Raw genomic sequence first — 18,834 nt, 5'->3', positions numbered from 1 at the left:
TTTGAAAAATATCGACATTTTCGGCAGCAAGACCTTTGCTGTCATAAGGGTTGTTTTTGGTGACGCCATAAAGTACCATGTGTTGGAACTTGAAAAGGATAAGGAACAGCTATCGGTAAAAAAATCTTTTGCTGCAAATGATTTTGATCAGATCCAAAAGGAAGTAAAAACCGATACACAAATCATACTCAATTTTTCGGGAAGAGGTGTTGTCAGTAAAAAAGTCAGTACAAAAGGGAATTACATCAAGGAAGTCCTTTTCAATGGAAATCCCGATGATTTTTATAGCTATACCCTTTTTCAGGATGCCCATAACTTCATTTCCATCTGCCGAAAGGAAACGGTAGATGGACAATTTGCCATATTTAAGGATGCCAAATACCAAGTGGTCGATTACAGTATAGGGCCTTTCGTAGCCCATATAGGCAAGGGTATGGTCAATGGGGATGTTTTGCAGTTGGATGGTGAACAATTGGTCTTTAGAAATACCGACCTTATGGATTATGCACGTGTGGGTCACGAACTTGACTCCCCAACATATCTGGTCGGTGACGATCGATTAAGCGGAAATGAAGTTGTGCTCTTGTCCTCCTTGTTGAGCCACTTGTACCCATCGGATAGCATTGATTATGACGCAGATTATCTATTTGCCAATCTAAAGGAACAAAAGCAAAAAAGGATATTTGAATATGCTTCGGTGGGAGCACTAGCCCTTTTTTTATTGGCCCTTATGGGCAGTTATTTGTTGCTACAACACTACAATAAGAAGTATGTGGAGTATGAAGAGCAGCTCTATCATTTCAATGACAACTATGCGCAGCTCAAAAAAATGGAGGAAGATGTGATCAACAAACGCTTTATTGTTGAGAACTCGGGGGTGTTGAACAAAAACTTCATTTCCTTTTATGTCAATGAGGTTGTAAAAACAGTTCCTGAAGGAATCACATTGAACGGACTCCAGGTAAATCCATTGTTGAAGAAGGTCAAGGGAAATGAAACCATATCGATGGATTTCAATACACTCCTTATAAACGGTAGAACAAGCAATAGTTTTTTTCTGAACCAATGGGTGAAAAGGTTGCGGAAAAATCCTTGGGTGAGAAAAATTGAAATACTGAACTTGAACAAAGTCGATGGGAATTCGGATGCCTTCTCCCTAAAAATAGATATAGAATAATGTTTGAAAACTATTCCCATAAACAGAAGTTGATAGGCCTTTTAGTATTGTTGTTGGTCTTGTTTCTAGCCGCCAACAAAAGATCGTTCAAGGTCACAAAAAATGCCTATGTCCAAATGCAGGAGGTTAAGGGGAAACTGGAGTTTATGAAGAACTCCAACCATGATTCAAAGCAATTGCAGCAACAAATGGATTTTTATGACAATCTATTGGGACAACAGGGAATCCGACCCGATGTCGCGCAACAGTCCATTTTGGATTTTGCTACCCGGTACACTAATGTGGAAATCGATGAACTCAGTGAAACCCATTTTTCCAACGCTAAAGGCTTTGATATCATCACGAACCAATTGACTCTGCAAGGAAGTTATACCGCCCTGTCCAGGGTGGTCTATGATTATGAAAAGAACTTTAAAGCTTCATCGTTGGTGGGAGTGTCGTTTGTAAAACAGAAAGATCGGAACAGGAAAAAAAATAAGCTCAAGGTGCTTTTAATATTCCAGAATTATGAAAAGAGTATATAGTGTTAGCCGTACATTAGTGATGGTATTATTGTTTTTGGGGTGTGATGATGTTTTTGAAGAAGATATCTCCGATGATGTCATGACCGTTGTATCCCCTAAAGATGATCAGGTGATTATCGGTAATTCGGTCACGTATCGATGGAGCCCATTGGAAGGGGCGGACAACTACAGGGTACAAGTATCACAGGAACCCACATCTGAGATAGTTTTGGATTCTCTGGTTTCAAGTGGTTCGCTTGCCATCCAAATGGAATCGGGAACGTATGATTGGCGAGTACGAGGCGAGAACTTTGCCTATGTCTCCAGTTATAGCTTTCCAGAACGTTTTTCCGTTGAATCTACTAACGATCTTTCTGAACAAAGGGTGTTTTTGAACTCACCATCTGAAAATTTCTATTCGAAGAACAACACCGTGATCCTAGATTGGGGAACCGTTCAATCGGCGGAATCTTATAGATTACAGGTCGAAAAGACAGTTGGGGACAATACCTCGGTTGTCCTTCAGCAGCAGGATATTCTAAATGTGGGATATACCCTTGATTCCAGTGTTATGGATGAAGATGCAGTTTATAAATGGTCGGTCAAGGCGGTCAATGAAAATAGTGAGACCCCATTTTCTTCTAGGACATTGTTCTTGGATACGACAGTTCCAGGTCAACCCATCTTGACCGCCCCCAATGACAATGCAACGGTTTCTACAACGGTCAATTTTACTTGGAATTTGGGAGATGATACCGGTGAGGTACAGTCACCTTTGGAGAGCCTGTTGGAAATCTCCACAGATGAGAACTTTACCGCTATTGCTAGATCATATACCATTGAAGAAGGGGGAGGGGAACAACAACATACCTTTCCCGATACGGGTGATTACTATTGGAGGGTAAGAATTATGGACAGTTCGGGTAACCAAGGTGTCTATAGTGAAACTAGAAGTATAACCGTGGAATGAAAAAAAAGACCATAAACATAGTGTTGGGGCTGGGGCTGTTGATAATTTGGGGCTTTGTGACCAAAAGGGCCTTGTTCTATTTTGGAAATACTGACGAGGACAAAGCAGTATTGCACCCCATTGCCATAAATGATCCATTACCAAAGTTCAAAAAAGATACTTTTGAACTTGCCGTTTTGGACAGGGATCCCTTTTTGGATGTTATGGCCAATAGAAAAACCACGATTCCAAAAACACTGCCCAAAACATCAAAAAAGAATATCGCCCCCGTTCGAAGAAAGGAGTCCAATGTCAATTGGCCAAAGCTTCAGTATTTTGGCTATCTCAAGGGGGACTCCCAATCTGGCAAATTGGCAATAATAAAGATTGACAATAAGCTTCATAGGGTACGAGAGAAAAAAAGTGTTGAAGATGTACAGGTGCTAAAAATCTATAAGGATTCCGTATTGCTTAAGCGGAATGGTATGATTAAGATATTGGAGAAGTAGGGGTTCCGTACCATTTTTTAATTCTTCAGAGCTGACTTTTTATATAATCTTTCTATTGAGCTGGGGCTTCCTAGTGTATACATATCCAAACTTAATATGGAAATTACCCGAGTTGTTGCTTCTCAAGACAAACATTCTTAATGTACATTGGATTGCTCACCAAAACCTGAGAATTCAAAAATGTACTAAAAAAGCAATTGATATCAGATAATCTATTCAATTAAATTCATTTATGGCTAAATAATAAGCAGAAACATTCAATTCTAATTTTACATAAAATTTGATGGATGTTGCGTTCACTTAATAGGTACTTAAAGCACATAGTGTTTACATTTTTTGTCCTGCCAGCAGGACGAAGAAGGTAAAGCAAGAGGGTAACGCGCTAAAGCGACGTTACGTTTTTTAGTCAATTGATTTTCAGTATATTATAATGTTTTTAAAATCTGTAAAAAAAGATTTTTACTGTAAAAACCTTGGGAACCCCTATAAGCACTGAAAAAATTTACTGTAAATAATATTTTTTGCTACAAATTGAGGCTATTTAAGCAACCTTTTTTCACGGATTTATTTTGAAGTTATTTGTTGCAATTTGAACAATGCTTTGAGATAGAATATTGACAAGAGAGAGGATTTGAAAATAGCAAGTGCGCCCTGTTTCGATTTTACTTCACGCTTAGCTACCGGCACGCTATAAAATCGAAACAGGATCCAGCGCAGGTTAGATATGGTGGATTTGGGAGCTTTGCGCTCCGCTAACCAAAATGTGGTTGAAAAGAAGTTTTGGAATTTACATTGAAGATTGGTTGGTCTTTGCGTTATGTGCCAATTTATCTTTTAATATAGCCATATCATCTCTAACTTTCTTGTTGACAATCTTGGCGTAATGTTGTGTAGTACGAAGATTCTTGTGTCCCAAAAGCTTGCCCACGGTCTCAATTGGAACTCCGTTTGAAAGGGTTACTGTAGTAGCAAAAGTATGCCGAGCCAAATGCGTGGTGAGATTTTTGGTGATACCACATCGGTCTGCAATTTCTTTTAAGTAAGAATTTGATTTTTGGTTACTTAATACCGGAATTACACATTCCCCATTTTTGACCCGTGGATGATTTTCATATTTATCGATGATTTCCATGGCAGTTGGAAGCAAAGGGATACCCAATTTCGAACGGGTCTTTTGTCTTGCACTTTGAATCCATTGACTTCCATCAATATGGGGTACGATATTGTTTGGAGTGAGTTTTTTGATGTCGATATAAGCCAAACCAGTAAAGCAACAGAAGACAAACATATCCCTAACAACGTCTAATCTTGGCATGCGAATTTCTAGACTTATAATTGATTCCAATTCTTGTTTCGTGAGATATTCACGTTCTACAGACTTGAATTGTACTTTGAAGTTATAGAATGGGTCTTTGGAAATCCATTCATGTGTGACCGCAAGCCGTATAATCTTCTTGAAATTGTTGATATATTTTAAAGATGAATTGTGATTGCAGTTTTTGTTGGTTTTCAAAAAGTATTCGAAACCCTTTATAAACTTTAAATTGACATCTCTTAGAGGTATATCAGAAGAGCGGTATTCTGCCCTCACATATTCTTGAACGTGCTTCTTGGTAGTATTGTAACGCTTCCAGGTTCCAAGTGCAAAATCTTTGCCTATGAGCTTTTTCATTTGCTCATTGTGCTCTTTAAAAACTGCGACCAACATTTTTAATTTATCCCCTTTATCGGAGTAAGCATATTTGATATCGGAAGCGGTAAACGGTTTTTCTTCGTCTATAAACCGTTGATGAATCCTGTTGATTTTACTTCGTACTGTATCCAAATATTGATTTAATTGAACAGATTCTGGGTCGGTTCCCTTCATTTTTCCCAACTTGGCATGCCATTTTTTAGGCTCAATTTTACGAGAAATACTCAATTCGCTGCGTTTGCCATTCACTGTCAATCTCAAGTATATAGGGACTTTCACGGATTTTTCAAGATGTTTGCCTTTTAAGTAAAAAAGCATAGAGAAGGAAGGATTCATTTTACTCACCGAATTAAATTCATTTCAAGGTAAGAAAAATGTCAAATACAAACTATTTAATTGGCATAAAATCAATTAATTACATGCTATTCGGTGAGTACTTTTTTTAGTTTCTAAATGCTCACCGAATAAGTCACTTTTTGGACGATATTATATGATATCATTTAACATCAATAAAAATAAAAAAACCTGTAAATCAATAATTTACAGGTTTAATGGTTTAGAATAGTGACTAAAAAGTGGAGCCGGAGGGATTCGAACCCTCGTCCAAACAAGCAATGGCATTGCTTTCTACATGCTTAGTCCCTGTTCAATTTTCGATGCACAACCGACCAAAGACCGCCTATTGTACACTTAGCTTCTTAAGATTTTGGTGATACCATCAAAGCCATGGTACCCTTATGTTGACTTTTTTGGTGCTCCAAAACGAATCGCCGTCAACAAGGGCTATCCAGGAACATCTCGCTTCTCTACCTAGTAGAGACGAGGCTAATCTTACTATAATTCAGATTAAGCGGCAAGAGCGTAATTATTATCGCCAATTAAAAGTTTGGAAAATGATATTAACGAGCTATATCCCAGCGCTCGGCATGCTTACAATCCAATTGGTCTCGCTGTCAAAACCAGTCGGCCCCATAATGAGAACTGTTATTCCTGCAAAAGCAAGAATCTTTTCTCATTTTTTTATCAAAGAACAATAGTATTTTTGCGGGCGTTCGCTCCTTCACCAGTCTTTTTCACCAAATGGTTTCAAAGACTATTGGTTTCGGAGCGCCTGGCTATCGGCTGTACACGCTTGCCCTGCTAAGGCAGTGCGAAAGCGGGGTACTTGCCTCTATCCCTAACGCAAATTTTAGTTTTCAAACTACATTTGTCACATCAAGCTGTCATCCTGAGCTTGTCGAAGGAGCAGTCGAGATGCCTAACGCAACCTACCTACAATTGTTTCGGTAGGCAAGCCAGCAAAGGTATTCCAAAAACTGTTCCGAAAAAAGTTTTGAATACCAAAGCTTAAATGTTATGTTTGTAACAATTGTAAAACAAAAAGTTATATAATTAATGAAATTCGGAATCATTAGAGAACAAAAGAATCCTCCTGACCGTAGAGTGGTCTTATCACCTACCGAATGCCAAAACGTACTTTCCAACTTTCCACAAGCACAAATAGAGGTGGAATCTTCACCCATTCGTGTGTTCACGGACCAAGAGTACCAACAAGCGAGCATTCACGTCAACAATAGCATGGAAACCTGCGATGTACTATTAGGTGTTAAGGAAGTACCCATTGAGGCATTGATTCCGAACAAAAAATACTTTTTCTTTTCCCACACCATAAAAAAACAACCCTATAACCGTAAACTGCTCAAGGCTGTTCTGGAGAAGAATATTGAGCTGTACGATCATGAGGTCATCACCAACACCAAAGGGATGCGCTTAGTGGCTTTCGGACGCTATGCTGGAATCGTGGGGGCTTATAACGGAATGCGGACTTATGGTTTAAAGTACGATTTATTCGATTTACCCAAGGCGGAAACCCTTCGCGACCAACAAGAACTGATTTCCGAATTACGAAAAATAAAACTACCTAACATCAAAATATTGCTTACAGGAAGGGGTAGGGTTGGTAACGGTGCACGTGAAATGTTGGATGCCATGGAGCTCAAAAAAGTCAATGTAGCAGAGTTCCTAAAAGATTCTTTCAACGAACCGGTTTATTGCCAGATAGATGCTTCCGAATACAACAAGCGCAAAGATGGGGTTCGTGGAAACAAAGCTGACTTTTTTGCCAATCCAGAGGAATACAGATCCAACTTCTTTCGCTTTGCCGAAGTAACCGATTTTTACATTGCAGGTCATTTTTACGGAGATGGCGCCCCCTATTTGTACACTAGGGAAGATGTCAAACACCCTGATTTCAAAATCAAGGTAGTGGCCGATGTAAGTTGCGATATCGATGGTCCTGTGGCCACCACCATTAAACCCAGTACGATTGCCGATCCCATATATGGGTATGATCCCCAAACGGAGAAAGAGGTAGATTTCAAAAATCCGGACGCCGTTGCCGTAATGGCAGTGGATAATTTGCCCTGTGAATTGCCAAGGGATGCCAGCAATGGTTTTGGCGAAGCTTTCTCAAAATATGTGATTCCAGCTTTTTTTAATAATGACGAAGATGGCATTTTGGAGCGTGCCCGAATGACCCAAAATGGAAAGTTAACGGAACACTACAACTACCTTCAGGATTATGTTGATGGCCTAGAATAACCACTTTGGTTGGGTAAGTGGATTCAGATTTGTCGGCAGAGTACTATTTTTTCCTATATTGAATGCCCTTATAGTTAATAACTTGACATTTAATTGGATAATATCTGGCGATGACAACCCTTCACTAAAGAAGGCCCGCATTGATTTAGAATACCGCCTAAGGCCAAGAATCACTAAGTTTCTGTTGTCGCAACTCGATGGTGATCATCCTATCGATTTTTCCAGTTTTTATTTCGATGTAGATTTAAAAAACCAATGGATTTGGATTTCCGAACGCACCCCAAGGGATATCGTCGAAAAAATAAAAGTCAGTTTTGACCAAGAGATAAACGGTTCGCATCTCTTTTCGGTGGCCTAATTTTCTACAGCAACCGTTCTGCTTAATACCGCATGTTCCTTTGGCGCAATATAAGTTCTGATGGCACTCAGTTTGAGCTCAATTTGGTCCAATCGTTCCAAAGTTTTGATTTGAAGCGTTTTGGTTCCTTTGGCAGGAACAGTGAACACCGCTGGGTTGGAATAAAAAGTATAAGGCATCAAATTTTCGAACAATAAATCCGTGCTTGATACATTTTCCAAAGTCACCCTCAAGACGGAGGTTTTTCCAATATACTTGGCTTCCTTAACTTGGATACAGGCATTGAGCAGGGGCAATAGGTTTTCTTTCTTTCCCACCATAAGATCATCAAAAACAGCAACCGTTCTTCCTGCGAATAGCGCTTCTTTAAGACTTTCTTTGGTTCTTTCTTTGGCAAAAACCAAAGTAATAGGGCGAGCATGTCCTTTTTCCTTGAAATGCCAGTCAATGAGTCCGTGGATGTCACTGGTCCCCATAATGGTTAAACCCTGTTCCAAGGCTAGTGCCAAGGATTCTTCGGCATAATCTCCGTCATTTATAACTTCAATTCCATGCAACTCTCCTTTTTTTATCCGTTCTTTTTGAAAATCGCTCAAATTTGGATTTCCCGTAGGATTTTGCGGATGCCAAGCCGGGTGATTCCAAAATACGAAAGCGTTTTGTTTTTTGGCTGCAGCAAAAGCATCGGCTGCTTCATCCACCACTAATTTGTTGGCATCTGTAATAAAAATAGCATTGCTATGTCCGATTGGGGCTTCCCTTGTGATTTCTGAGCCGGGGATAACCAATAAATCATGGTTTTTGGCTTCATCGAGGGCAATTTCATAGGCCCTGTTCCTGTCTGGGTGGGGAATATCTTTGGAATGGGGCTGGTATTCTAAGTGTTCAGTCAACGAAACAGCATCCAAATTATCCCGCAATGCTTCCATTATTCGAATATTGGGCCAAACACTTCCATCCGAGAAAACGGTATGTTGGTGAAAATCCGTTTTTAGTGTTTTATACCCTGGCACATCTGGAAACGAAAGTGCCTTTGTACTCGTATGCGAATGTTGTGCGTGTAGGGCTATAGTAAAAAGAAATGCAAAAAGGATGGTTTGGATTTTCATGCTGATGGTTTTTTCAAATGTATGAAACTGTTGGATTAGAGCATAATACTCATGGTTTTCTTTTGATTAAAAGGCATCATTGTTTTATCCAATTAAAAATTGAAAAGATGATCCATAAAAACAACCCAAAAGAGAAGGTCATCAAATAAGCATAAGGATAGGTAAGACTTCCAAGTACTTCCAAGAACAAATGCTCAGGTTTAAATAAAAGGTCCCAAGAATTGAAACGTAAAAACCTTCCAAGATAAATCCCAAATCCACTCAGAATACATATACAGAAAACAAGGAACTGAATCCACTTTTTGGAAACAGCGGAGCTCAAAAGCTCTACGACATCGGCGAGGGAAAGCACAAAGAGCAAAAGTCCGTTGCAGGCAAAGGCAAAAACCATGAATAGGTCAAACCATGGCCAGCTGGAATGTATGTTGTGAAGGTGAATAATGTCCGTGATAATATAAGGTGCATTTGGGAGGAAGGCTAACCACAAAGCAAATACGATAAATCTTAAATGCTTTCTTACTCGGACTATGTTATAAAATAAAGCCATTTGGCTTATGACATAGGGAATGGTGGCCAAAAAAAGATTCCATGCCAAAAAGGAATAGAAGAAAGTGCCCGTAACTAAAATGCGTAGACTCAATAGAAAGGCTACAAAAGCCAGAGAAAGTATCAAAGGGTAATACGAATGCAAAACAAAACGGAATAGATGCTGTATTCTGAACATGTCAAACAGTTATGGGTAAAGCACCGCTCACAGGATTATGAGCGGTGCAAATGAGCGTTAAGCAGGCTGTTGGGTTCCGGTCCAATCAATTTTTCTTGAGGTGAACATGATAATCCCCAATATTACAAAGAGGCCTATGCTGCCTACAAGCAAGGCATAGTCTTCCAATTGAATAATCACAAAAATGAAGGTGTACAAGCTGAACATGGAACCTAAGACTAATAGTGTAAACTTTGGATTTTTTAGAATGGAACGTGAATAGGTGGTAATCAACGTGACCACGGATATTCCTGAAATCAAATAGGCAATCAAATAGTTTTGGTGCTCCGAAATGGAAATGAGCAGGGTATAGAACATCACTAGGGCCAACCCGATCATCAGATACTGAAAAGGGTGGATTGCTATTTTACTGCTGATTTGAATCAATAGGAAGACCAGAAGCGTAAGTCCAATAATCATTAGACCATACTTGCTGGTACGTTCTGTTTTTTGATAATCATCGATGGGAACCAAAAATTCGGTGCCAAAAGAGAAATCGGAAAGACTTGGAAGGCTGTCAAAAAAGTACTGCCCAAACCTTCGGTTGGTTTCCAATACCTTCCATTGGGCTTCAAACCCTTTATCCGTAATTTTTTTGCCTTCTGTTTCCGGCAGAAAATTGCCATTGAAACTAGGGGAGTGCCAGTTAGATTTCATGGCCACTGTGGTTTCCTTTCCAATAGGAATAAACTGTAGGCTGCTACTTCCATTTATGGCAATGGCGGATTGGAAGGCAAGTGGTTTTTCCTGGATTTCTTTCAAATCCGTTAAGTAACCAGATTCTAACGTATTCATGTACGAATTATCGAATTTGGGCTTCAATGCATAGGTTTTATCTCCCAGAGTCACCTTGACTGTATTCCGAATGCCCTTGAGATTACTGGTTTTGAATAGGAGAGAGGCTTTGTCCCACAGAATATCTTCTGCTTTGATTTCCCTAGAAGAAAAATCAAGCTGTGCAAACTTACCTTTGATTTGATTTTCGGAGGAATAAACTACGGACTCATAAATACCACGTTCCAAAGGCTGTGTTTGCACTTCGGACTTAATGTTCAGCTCCCAAGGAAAAAAATAGGCCGTGTGCCTTTCGGGTTTTTGGGAAGTAATAAAGGTTTTGGTTTTTTCATCGAATACCTTTTCTTCCACATATATGTTGTAGGGGACTTTTAGAATGGGACCATTGAGCACTACCTGATTTCCCCATTTAGTGTTGATTTCCTCAATGACTTCGGTTTGCCTAAACCCTCTTTCGCGAATTAGGTCTTTTACAAATCCAAGGGGGATAAGGAGGATGAGTATCAAAAATCCTACTGTTAACATTTTGGCAGAAATGGAATTTCTGAACCAGTTTCCGATTTTTTGTTTTTGTGATGTCATGTTTTATAAAGTAAAGTACTTTGAAATACAAAGTGAATTAATAAAAAAATTTATGTTTGATTTTTAATGATGTGTTCCAAGGCTTCAATATGTTTTTTGAAGGATAGTTTGCCCAGTTTGGTGGCAGAATAACGGGTATTGGGCTTTTTGCCTATAAAGGACTTCTCAATTTTGATGTACTCTGCTTTCTCCAATGTTTTGGCATGACTAGCTAGGTTGCCATCGGTAACATTCAGCAATTCCTTAAGCCTGTTAAAATCGACCTCCTCATTTACCATAAGAATGGACATTATGCCCAGACGAATGCGATGGTCAAACAATTTATTAATGTTGTCAATAAGCCCCATATTACCCCTTTCCTTCCTTAAAATAGATTAGGCTTCCGTAAATGATGTGCAAAAATCCAAAACCTATGACCCAAAACCAAAAACCATAACCGGGGAAAGCGGCACATATTAAACCCAAAATGATTTCTACGTAGCCTAAATATCGCACGTTTCCAATGGTATATTTTGATGCGTTTACCAAGGCCAGACCATAAAAAATGAGCATTAATGAGCCGGTGAGCCCGTAGTGTTGGCTATTTAATTTAATTAGGATATAGATTCCCCCGGTAACCAAGGGAACCAGAAAGTTGATGAGCAGCCTTTTGGTCGTTTCGTCCCAGACCTTCTCATTGTTCTTTTTGGCTTTTTGTGAGGTAAGCAGATAAGCGGTTATCAAACTTAAGACAGCAACACCAATTGAAATACCAATGATCATTTTAAAGTTCCAGCTATGTAAAACCACATAGTCACCTTTGGGTAAAAGGAACACATAAGTTATAGCTGCCCCCGTAATCGCATAAATGCCAGCAAGAATTCCTGAAAGCCCACTTAAGGAGATAAAACGGGATGAACGGTTCATCAAATCTTTGATTTGGGAAATATCGTCCAAGTATTTTTTTGATTCCATTTTAAAGTACTTTGAATTTCAAAGTTAATATTTTTTCTTTTCTATGAATCATTTTCACACAAAATTATGAACCGACATGTTATTTTTGAGTTATGAACCCTGCGGAAGATTATATTTTGAGTCAAAAGGAACCTTTTAGAAGTATTCTACTACAATTACAGATGCTTATTGAATCCACCATTCCTGAACTTGAATTAAAATATAAATACAGAATTCCTTTTTATTATTTGGGAGGGAAGCCTTTTTGTTACTTGAATGTTCCCAAAAAGAAAGCTTATGTAGATGTCGGTTTCTGGAGTTCGGCTCATTTGACCGTTCATTTGGATCAAATGGTCACAGAAGGTCGAAAAGTAATGAAATCACTCCGATACAGCACGTTGGACGAAATTGATGTGTCCGTTTTGACGGAAATTCTTCAAGATGCCCAAAACGTAAATCACAGGGGCTTCTGGAAAAAATAGATTACCCACTGATGGGTTGAATCTTTCCCTTCCCTAATTTGAAGAAAACTACCCAAAGGCTTATCAATCCCAAAACCAGCCATAACATGTCTATCACAAACATTTGCCTATAACCGTTCTCATGGATCAACCAAAACCATTTTCCACTCACTGCACCATTTACAAAAGGTATGGACAGGGCCAACATACCTCCAGAGATTAGCGTCCATTTATTGGTGAATTGAATGTTCTTTTTTAGGATAAAGAAAATAGAGGCCAGCAACCATAGTACAAAATAGGTGCGATAGATAAATGTCATATTGGCCAAAGGAAAAAACTTTACTATTATAAATTCAATGGCTGTAACCGGAAACATACTAAGACATATGGCCATGTAAATGTTTGCCACTTTTTGGTTAAAGCGTCTCTGTTTTTCTGGAATATGGTTCTTGTTTCGAGCAGTTAGCCAAATCATAATCCCCGACAGGATAACTAAGCAGGAAATCAAACCTAAAACAAAAGAAATAACCCGCAAACCATAGCCGGCATAATCTCCGAAATGGAGTCTAAACATCATGTTTTTTACCCCATCGAGATAAGATGTACTTAGGGTAGGATTTTTTTCCTCATAAATGGAACCATCAATGATTTTATATATTCTATATCCAATTCCGTTGAATTTAGAATCATAGGCCATATTTCCACTTAGGGCCACATGCATATTATCATCTCCATAATTGAATATATGGGCTTCGGTAATCTTAAAATCTGGCCATTGGGTTTTGGTATCTTCGACAAATTGGTCAATGCTAAGGTCACTTTTTAGTTCACTTTGATGAAATTCGAACTCGGGGTGGGTATATTCTAAATCCTCATATAGCTTTGTTTGATCACCATCATAAATTCCTAACAACAGCGGTATTACCAAAAGCCCTTTGATCATGAAAAAAGCTCCTGTTACAGCGTACACAAACTGAAAAGGCAAACCAATTACCCCAAGCGCTGTATGGGCATCTGTCCAAAGTGTTTTGATTTTTGCCCAAGGTCTGAATACATAAAAATTGGAAACTATTTTGTTCCAATGAACGATTATTCCAGTGATAATGGCAAACAGAAAAAACAACGCCACAAAACCAGAAAGATAATATCCGACTGGGTAGGGGATTTGTGCAAAGAAATGCAAACGATATAAAAATTCACCTAGAGCATAGGATTCAGTATAAGTGGATGTTTGTCCATTTTCCGTATCTAAATGCAGAAAGGCGGTTTCTTTGTCCTTTTCCGTAGCTAGTGAATCTTTAGACGCTCCGAGGCTTACTCCTATATTCCGTTCGTTATAGTTGTGCCGAAGCTCTATATCTCTTCCGAATAGGTTGTATTCTTTGGAAAGTTGCTTTAAATGAACGTCTAAATCGGCAGGGAGTTCGTCAATGGTGGTTACTTTGTGGTTATGTTGCCAGCTGTTTATCTCATCTCTAAAAAATGCAAAAGATCCCGCAAAGAAAATAACATAGAGCGCTACGCTGATAACAATTCCGCTTACCGTATGGGTGTGGAATAAAATATTGTAGGTGCGTTTGTTCATAAAGATTTAGATAATTGGATTGATGGTTTTTGCTAGATAGGTCAAAAGACTCAATACCAATGAAACAAGTAGATAAATACCCCATAATTTCCATCCGTTTCTGGACAAAAATGAGCATGCCATTAACACGGCCCAAAGAATAAATGCACTGTAAGTACTGGTAATTATGACCGTTACATGATCGAACCAACTTGCAAGAGCAATATGAAAAGTAGATGTAACCATGTAACTGCCCAAAATGGCCGCACTGATTTTGGCAAATTTTTGCCAGTTATTTTGAGTTAGATATTTGGTGTTGGCTGGCATTTGCTTCAAAAAAATAATAGTTCGTAAATCAAGAATATCGAGAAGACCAAACATGAGGATTTAAGGTTGACTACTTTCAATGGAACTAGCAAGATTACAAGACTTCCCATCATCATTAGGGCTATGAAAAAGACGAATGTACCAGAGCCAATTCCCAACAATGAAGTATATAGTGCTGCTGAAACAATCAACAAAAGACTTCCCAATATTTTAAACAGGTGAGGTTGTTTGCCTGTCCATTTTTCGAATCCAAAAACACCAATGCTAGGCATTCTTTTAGAGTTGATATAGAAAAGGTAAAAAGCCAAAAAGACAAGCAAACTTATTGCTGTGATCATATTAGATTATTTTATACAAAAAGTAGCGCAATGCCATGTAAACTCGTAATCCTTTCCATTGTAGTTTCCAGGCACCTCTTCCTTTAATGTGGTTTCGACAATATATTTTGTGTCCCAGGGCAGGTTGAAGGAAATCATCCCGTTTTCATCAGTGGTTAAACTTTTTTCCCACAAATCCGCTTGAAAGATTTTAACCTCTTGCTTTGGAAGCGGCTTTCCTTGATACCATATTTGCAGCTTAGCCTGGTCTGTTTCGGATGGCAATTGCATTACAGCCAGTCCTTTTTCGTTTTGAGCAGTGGTGTTTGTTTTATTGTTACCTATCAAGACCTTGGCTGTGGAATGATAGTGGGTCTTGAAAATACCGAAATCGTATTGGGTATAATCAATTACTTCTATCTCGTTGTTGTTCAGTATAATGGTAAATGTGCCTTCTTGAGAGGGGGTAAAATAAGCCACATAGTGGTCTTTTTTTGGTTTGACTTTAAGATTTTCCTTTTTACCATCCGGTGCAACTAACCAAAGGTCGAAGTTTGCTACTTTGGGAAATCCTTCTCCATCAACTTTTTCTAAAACACCATAGGTGTACTCTCCAAAATAAACTTTAACCTCCTGGCGATTTCCCAACTCCCCTGAGGCAGAGGTTTCAATCCATAAATAATGGGCAAAAGCTGGGCACGCCGTCAATGTTGTAATTATAAATGCGATTATTGTTTTTTTCATGATCTTAATTTTAAAGCACAGCCCTTGGCATTTGAACTCCAAGGGCTATTGAACAAACTAACTCAAACCAAAATTTTAAAATGTATAGGTAACTCCCAATCTTCCGTTTATACCTGGTTCTGACTGCCAATAGATATAATTGGCAAAGTTTGCACCTGAATATAGGTACTCATCTAATAGGTTATTAACGTTTAGTTGGATTCTTAAATGTTTATTTTGCCATGATAAAGCCCCATCTAGCCTAAAGTAATCCGGTAAATCACTTTGGTCATCTGCACCCCAAGACCATGTCGAACGATCCACTTGATATTGGTAGCCTAAAGAAGCGCCAAAACCTTTGAGTTTGGAGGTTGCGGCAAAGCTATAGTTTAACCATCCGTTTGTTAGATGCTTGGCATGTCCGGCAATTCTATTGCCAACATTTTGTGGGAAAAGCGAATCTTCGGTTACCTTAACATTGGTGTTCGCATAATTTAGTGTTACACTCAACTCTGGCGTAATCTCACCTTGTAAATCAAATTCAATTCCTTTGGATTGTATTTCGTCCTGAAGAATGGAAAATGTAAATGTTGGATCTTCTGGGTCAGATATGGCGATATCTTGTTTTGTAATTAAAAACGCACCTAAAGAAGCCCTTAATTTACCGTCAAAAAATTGTCCTTTTATACCACCTTCAATGTCAGTAGCTTTTACTGGGTCGAAGGGTTCTGAATCCCTGCTTATTCCAAAGTTTGGCAAAAATGATTCGTCAAACAACCCATAAACAGTTAAAGAGGGTGTTACATCTACACTTAAACCTGCTCTTGGCGTAAACTTGGTGTCGTTTTCATTTTTGCCAACAGTGGTTAAGTTAGTATACCTTCCTGCGAGGGTAACCCTTACTTTATTATTTAAAAAGCCAATTTCGTCTTGTAGGTAAAAAGATCTGTTCGTGAATCCATCGTAAGGCTCATAATTACCAGTTCTCTCTTTTATACCAAGAGAACGGTCGAAGACAGGATCTGGAGTATTGCCATACACTGGATTGTATATATTAAAAAGAGCTGTGGTGTCAACTGGGAAAAATCCAGTAAAGAAATCTGGGAAATATTCACGTTCTGTAAAATCAAATCCTGCCAAAGTATTGTGAGATACATTTCCAGTGTTGAATTTACCATAAAGGTAAGTCTGGAAAAATTTACCAAGAGATAAAGCATCCCATATGTTGGCATATCTGAAGACATCTCCATTATCATTAACAGCGTTCAATGGTCCAGGCCCGTCAGGGTCAAATACCCATGCAGAATTTCCTTCCTGCTCGTACCTAAATAATGCGAACTGGCTTTCTACACCCCAGTTTTCTGAGAAATCATGTTTAAAATTGGTAAACCACGCCAACTCATTAATTTCTGTTGCAGGATAGTTGGTATCGGTAAATTTGAAATCCCTATCCAAGCTACCATATCCATCTGCGGCCGGAGCAAAAACATATGCAGACCCCAGATAAGATTCAGCGTTATGATAGTTTAATTCGGTTGTGATGGAAGTTTTATCGGATATTTTGTAAGTCAACGCTGGGGCAATTCCATAGCGTTCCGACTCTTCATTTCCTCTATGTGTATCTGAGCTTTGGTATAAAGCATTGAATCTATATAATAACTTGCCATTTTTAGTCAGTTTACCACCTAAATCCACAGCTGCTCTATACATATCAAAACTACCAGCCATTAACGATACTTGTGCTATTCTGTTTTCTGTTGGCTTTTTGGTAACCACATTATAAAACCCTCCGGGTTCACCTGCAGACATCATAAAACCAGCTGGGCCTTTTACAAATTCGATGCGCTCTACAAAAGCCATATCGTCGGCCAAAGGCCCCCAGGTATCATTAAAGTTAAATCCATTTTTGAATGCTGGAATTCTAAATCCTCTCATAAGCACACTGGCAAAATTCCCCCAGTGCTCTCTCATGGTAACACCGCTTACATTACGAATTACCCCATCCATGATACTTGTTACTTGTTGGTCCTTCAACAATTCACCGCCAATTACCTGAATATTCTGGGGGAGCTTTGCTATTTCGGTTTTTAAACGTAATGATGTGGAAGGGTCCCTGGAGATATATTTGACATGATGTCCTTCAAGTACTACTTCGTCCAATTGCTGTTGCTGTTGTTTCAAGGAAACCCTAACGATGGAGGTTTTATTGGCTGTAACTACAACATTTTTCTTAATAGTGCCATATCCTACGGTAGAAAAAACAACTGTATGTCTTCCTGGGGCCACATTTTCAATAGTGTAACTACCATCGTCAGCAGTATTGGTTCCGTGGTCGGTTCCCGATAACATAACGGTCGCATAGGGAATAGGTTTGTTGGAAGAATCAGTTACCCTTCCAGAGATTTGCCCCGTTTGCGCCCAAAGGGAACTAAAGGAACATGCAAAAATGAATAAGAATAAAAAGTTTTTCATGTAAGTTATTTATAATAAGTCTAAATAAAAATTGAAGGCAAATATAAAGCCGAAACTATTCCAATCAAAAATTATTTAGACTAAATAAAAATAAATTTACAAACGTCACATATAAAACCCTGAGGAAGAGTATGTAATAAAACCTATAAAGTGTTGATGACCTTTCTTATGGCCGTTAAATTGGTAAGAAGTTTTTCTAGTAAACTTAAGTCTAGCATGTTAGCTCCATCGCTTTTGGCATTTTTTGGGTCAAAATGGGTTTCCATAAAAAGTCCATCAACACCAGCCGCAATTCCAGCTCGAGCCATAGTACCAATCAATGCTGGTCTTCCGCCAGTTACCCCTGAAGATTGGTTGGGCTGTTGCAAGGAGTGGGTTACATCCAACACTACTGGAGCATATTGTTTCATAGTGGGAATTCCTCTAAAGTCTACGACCATGTCTTGATAGCCAAACATAGTCCCCCGATCTGTAATCCAAGCTTGTTCATTACCGGAATCGGTTACCTTTTTTACAGCATGCTGCATACTTTCTGGACTCATGAACTGTCCTTTTTTAAGGTTTACTACCTTTCCAGTTTTAGCAGCGGCGACCACCAAATCAGTTTGCCGGACCAAAAAGGCTGGTATTTGAAGCACATCTACATATTCTGCTGCCTTTTCTGCGTCGGATACTTCATGGATGTCGGTAACCGTTGGAACTTCAAAAGTTTCCGAAACCTTTCTGAGAATTTTTAATGCTTTTTCATCTCCAATTCCGGTGAAGGAATCAATTCTGCTTCGATTCGCCTTTTTAAAACTTCCTTTAAAAACATAGGGGATTTGCAGTTTATCGGTCATCGAGACCACCTTTTCAGCAATTTTGAGCGCCATTTCCTCTCCTTCTATAGCGCATGGACCGGCCAACAAGAAAAAATTATCGCTATTTGTATGTTTTAACTGGGGAATTGCGTCTAATTGCATCGAAACAAGTTTTAGGCAAAAATACTTTTTTTAAAA

General features: G+C 38.9%; 19 protein-coding genes and 1 other RNA gene. 7 read left to right on the top strand and 13 right to left on the bottom strand.

The features are described from left to right. The first annotated feature begins 1 nt into the window (after nucleotide 1). From E4661_RS00690 to E4661_RS00675, 4 genes are read left to right on the top strand one after another with little or no spacing between them, the layout of a single operon-like run. Complete coding sequence (locus E4661_RS00690; RefSeq protein WP_205728908.1) at nucleotides 2-1,177, top strand: PilN domain-containing protein; 1,176 nt, start codon at nucleotides 2-4, stop codon at nucleotides 1,175-1,177. Then, nucleotides 1,177-1,701 (top strand): hypothetical protein, encoded by a 525-nt coding sequence (locus E4661_RS00685; RefSeq protein WP_136464889.1) that lies wholly within the window; start codon nucleotides 1,177-1,179, stop codon nucleotides 1,699-1,701. Before E4661_RS00690 ends, E4661_RS00685 begins: the two co-directional genes overlap by 1 nt. After that, nucleotides 1,685-2,650: a hypothetical protein gene (locus E4661_RS00680; protein WP_136464888.1), complete on the top strand. Its 966-nt coding sequence runs from the start codon at nucleotides 1,685-1,687 to the stop codon at nucleotides 2,648-2,650. Before E4661_RS00685 ends, E4661_RS00680 begins: the two co-directional genes overlap by 17 nt. Beyond that, a complete protein-coding gene (locus E4661_RS00675; protein WP_136464887.1) occupies nucleotides 2,647-3,138 on the top strand; it encodes a hypothetical protein in 492 nt (163 codons plus the stop codon). The genes E4661_RS00680 and E4661_RS00675 overlap by 4 nt, the downstream gene beginning before the upstream one ends. Before the next feature lie 787 nt (nucleotides 3,139-3,925). Here E4661_RS00675 and E4661_RS00670 read toward each other — a convergent pair. Both E4661_RS00670 and ssrA read right to left on the bottom strand, forming a co-directional pair. After that, nucleotides 3,926-5,149, bottom strand: coding sequence for a site-specific integrase (locus E4661_RS00670; RefSeq protein WP_313778890.1), 1,224 nt, complete (start codon nucleotides 5,147-5,149; stop codon nucleotides 3,926-3,928). Nucleotides 5,150-5,404: 255 nt separating this feature from the next. Continuing rightward, nucleotides 5,405-5,802, bottom strand: a transfer-messenger RNA (tmRNA) gene (ssrA, locus tag E4661_RS00665). Nucleotides 5,803-6,226: 424 nt separating this feature from the next. Between ssrA and E4661_RS00660 the strand changes: the two genes are divergently transcribed. Next, a complete protein-coding gene (locus E4661_RS00660) occupies nucleotides 6,227-7,432 on the top strand; it encodes an NAD(P)-dependent oxidoreductase (RefSeq protein ID WP_136464885.1) in 1,206 nt (401 codons plus the stop codon). Nucleotides 7,433-7,490: 58 nt separating this feature from the next. Continuing rightward, nucleotides 7,491-7,790 (top strand): hypothetical protein, encoded by a 300-nt coding sequence (locus E4661_RS00655; protein WP_205728907.1) that lies wholly within the window; start codon nucleotides 7,491-7,493, stop codon nucleotides 7,788-7,790. Here E4661_RS00655 and E4661_RS00650 read toward each other — a convergent pair. From E4661_RS00650 to E4661_RS00630, 5 genes are all read right to left on the bottom strand, one after another. After that, complete coding sequence (locus E4661_RS00650) at nucleotides 7,787-8,899, bottom strand: Sb-PDE family phosphodiesterase (RefSeq protein WP_136464883.1); 1,113 nt, start codon at nucleotides 8,897-8,899, stop codon at nucleotides 7,787-7,789. The two genes, E4661_RS00655 and E4661_RS00650, sit on opposite strands and share 4 nt — an antisense overlap. Before the next feature lie 76 nt (nucleotides 8,900-8,975). Then, nucleotides 8,976-9,623, bottom strand: coding sequence for a DUF1361 domain-containing protein (locus E4661_RS00645; protein ID WP_136464882.1), 648 nt, complete (start codon nucleotides 9,621-9,623; stop codon nucleotides 8,976-8,978). 57 nt (nucleotides 9,624-9,680) lie between these two features. After that, on the bottom strand, nucleotides 9,681-11,039 hold the full coding sequence (gene creD / locus E4661_RS00640; RefSeq protein ID WP_136464881.1) for a cell envelope integrity protein CreD: 1,359 nt from the start codon (nucleotides 11,037-11,039) through the stop codon (nucleotides 9,681-9,683). Between the two features lie 50 nt (nucleotides 11,040-11,089). Beyond that, entirely contained in the window at nucleotides 11,090-11,386 is a 297-nt protein-coding gene (locus tag E4661_RS00635; protein WP_136464880.1) for a winged helix-turn-helix domain-containing protein, read from the bottom strand. Between the two features lies 1 nt (nucleotide 11,387). Beyond that, on the bottom strand, nucleotides 11,388-11,993 hold the full coding sequence (locus tag E4661_RS00630; RefSeq protein WP_136464879.1) for a hypothetical protein: 606 nt from the start codon (nucleotides 11,991-11,993) through the stop codon (nucleotides 11,388-11,390). A 92-nt stretch (nucleotides 11,994-12,085) separates the two neighbouring features. On the opposite strand from E4661_RS00630, the gene E4661_RS00625 reads away from it, so the two are divergent. Further along, the gene (locus tag E4661_RS00625) at nucleotides 12,086-12,454 is read left to right on the top strand and encodes a DUF1801 domain-containing protein (protein ID WP_136464878.1); all 369 of its coding nucleotides are present in this window, start codon (nucleotides 12,086-12,088) and stop codon (nucleotides 12,452-12,454) included. Between the two features lies 1 nt (nucleotide 12,455). On the opposite strand, the gene E4661_RS00620 is transcribed toward E4661_RS00625, so the two are convergent. The 6 genes from E4661_RS00620 to kdsA all read right to left on the bottom strand — a co-directional run bounded on the left by E4661_RS00620 (nucleotide 12,456) and on the right by kdsA (nucleotide 18,798). Then, on the bottom strand, nucleotides 12,456-14,018 hold the full coding sequence (locus tag E4661_RS00620) for a PepSY-associated TM helix domain-containing protein (RefSeq protein WP_136464877.1): 1,563 nt from the start codon (nucleotides 14,016-14,018) through the stop codon (nucleotides 12,456-12,458). Between the two features lie 6 nt (nucleotides 14,019-14,024). Next, the gene (locus E4661_RS00615; protein WP_136464876.1) at nucleotides 14,025-14,324 is read right to left on the bottom strand and encodes a hypothetical protein; all 300 of its coding nucleotides are present in this window, start codon (nucleotides 14,322-14,324) and stop codon (nucleotides 14,025-14,027) included. A gap of 5 nt (nucleotides 14,325-14,329) precedes the next feature. Continuing rightward, nucleotides 14,330-14,662, bottom strand: a complete 333-nt coding sequence (locus E4661_RS00610) for a hypothetical protein (protein ID WP_136464875.1) — start codon at nucleotides 14,660-14,662, stop codon at nucleotides 14,330-14,332. A 6-nt stretch (nucleotides 14,663-14,668) separates the two neighbouring features. Continuing rightward, the gene (locus E4661_RS00605) at nucleotides 14,669-15,385 is read right to left on the bottom strand and encodes a DUF4198 domain-containing protein (RefSeq protein ID WP_136464874.1); all 717 of its coding nucleotides are present in this window, start codon (nucleotides 15,383-15,385) and stop codon (nucleotides 14,669-14,671) included. Between the two features lie 75 nt (nucleotides 15,386-15,460). After that, nucleotides 15,461-17,836 carry a TonB-dependent receptor gene (locus E4661_RS00600; RefSeq protein ID WP_136464873.1) on the bottom strand — a complete coding sequence of 792 codons (2,376 nt, stop codon included), beginning with the start codon at nucleotides 17,834-17,836 and terminating at the stop codon, nucleotides 15,461-15,463. 143 nt (nucleotides 17,837-17,979) lie between these two features. After that, entirely contained in the window at nucleotides 17,980-18,798 is an 819-nt protein-coding gene (gene kdsA, locus E4661_RS00595) for a 3-deoxy-8-phosphooctulonate synthase (RefSeq protein ID WP_136464872.1), read from the bottom strand. Nucleotides 18,799-18,834: the final 36 nt, after the last annotated feature.

This window comes from Flagellimonas onchidii (genome assembly GCF_004804315.1).
In the GTDB taxonomy this organism is placed as follows: domain Bacteria; phylum Bacteroidota; class Bacteroidia; order Flavobacteriales; family Flavobacteriaceae; genus Flagellimonas; species Flagellimonas onchidii.
Note: the sequence above shows the minus strand (reverse complement) of the source record. Positions and strands in the feature narration are given on the sequence as shown.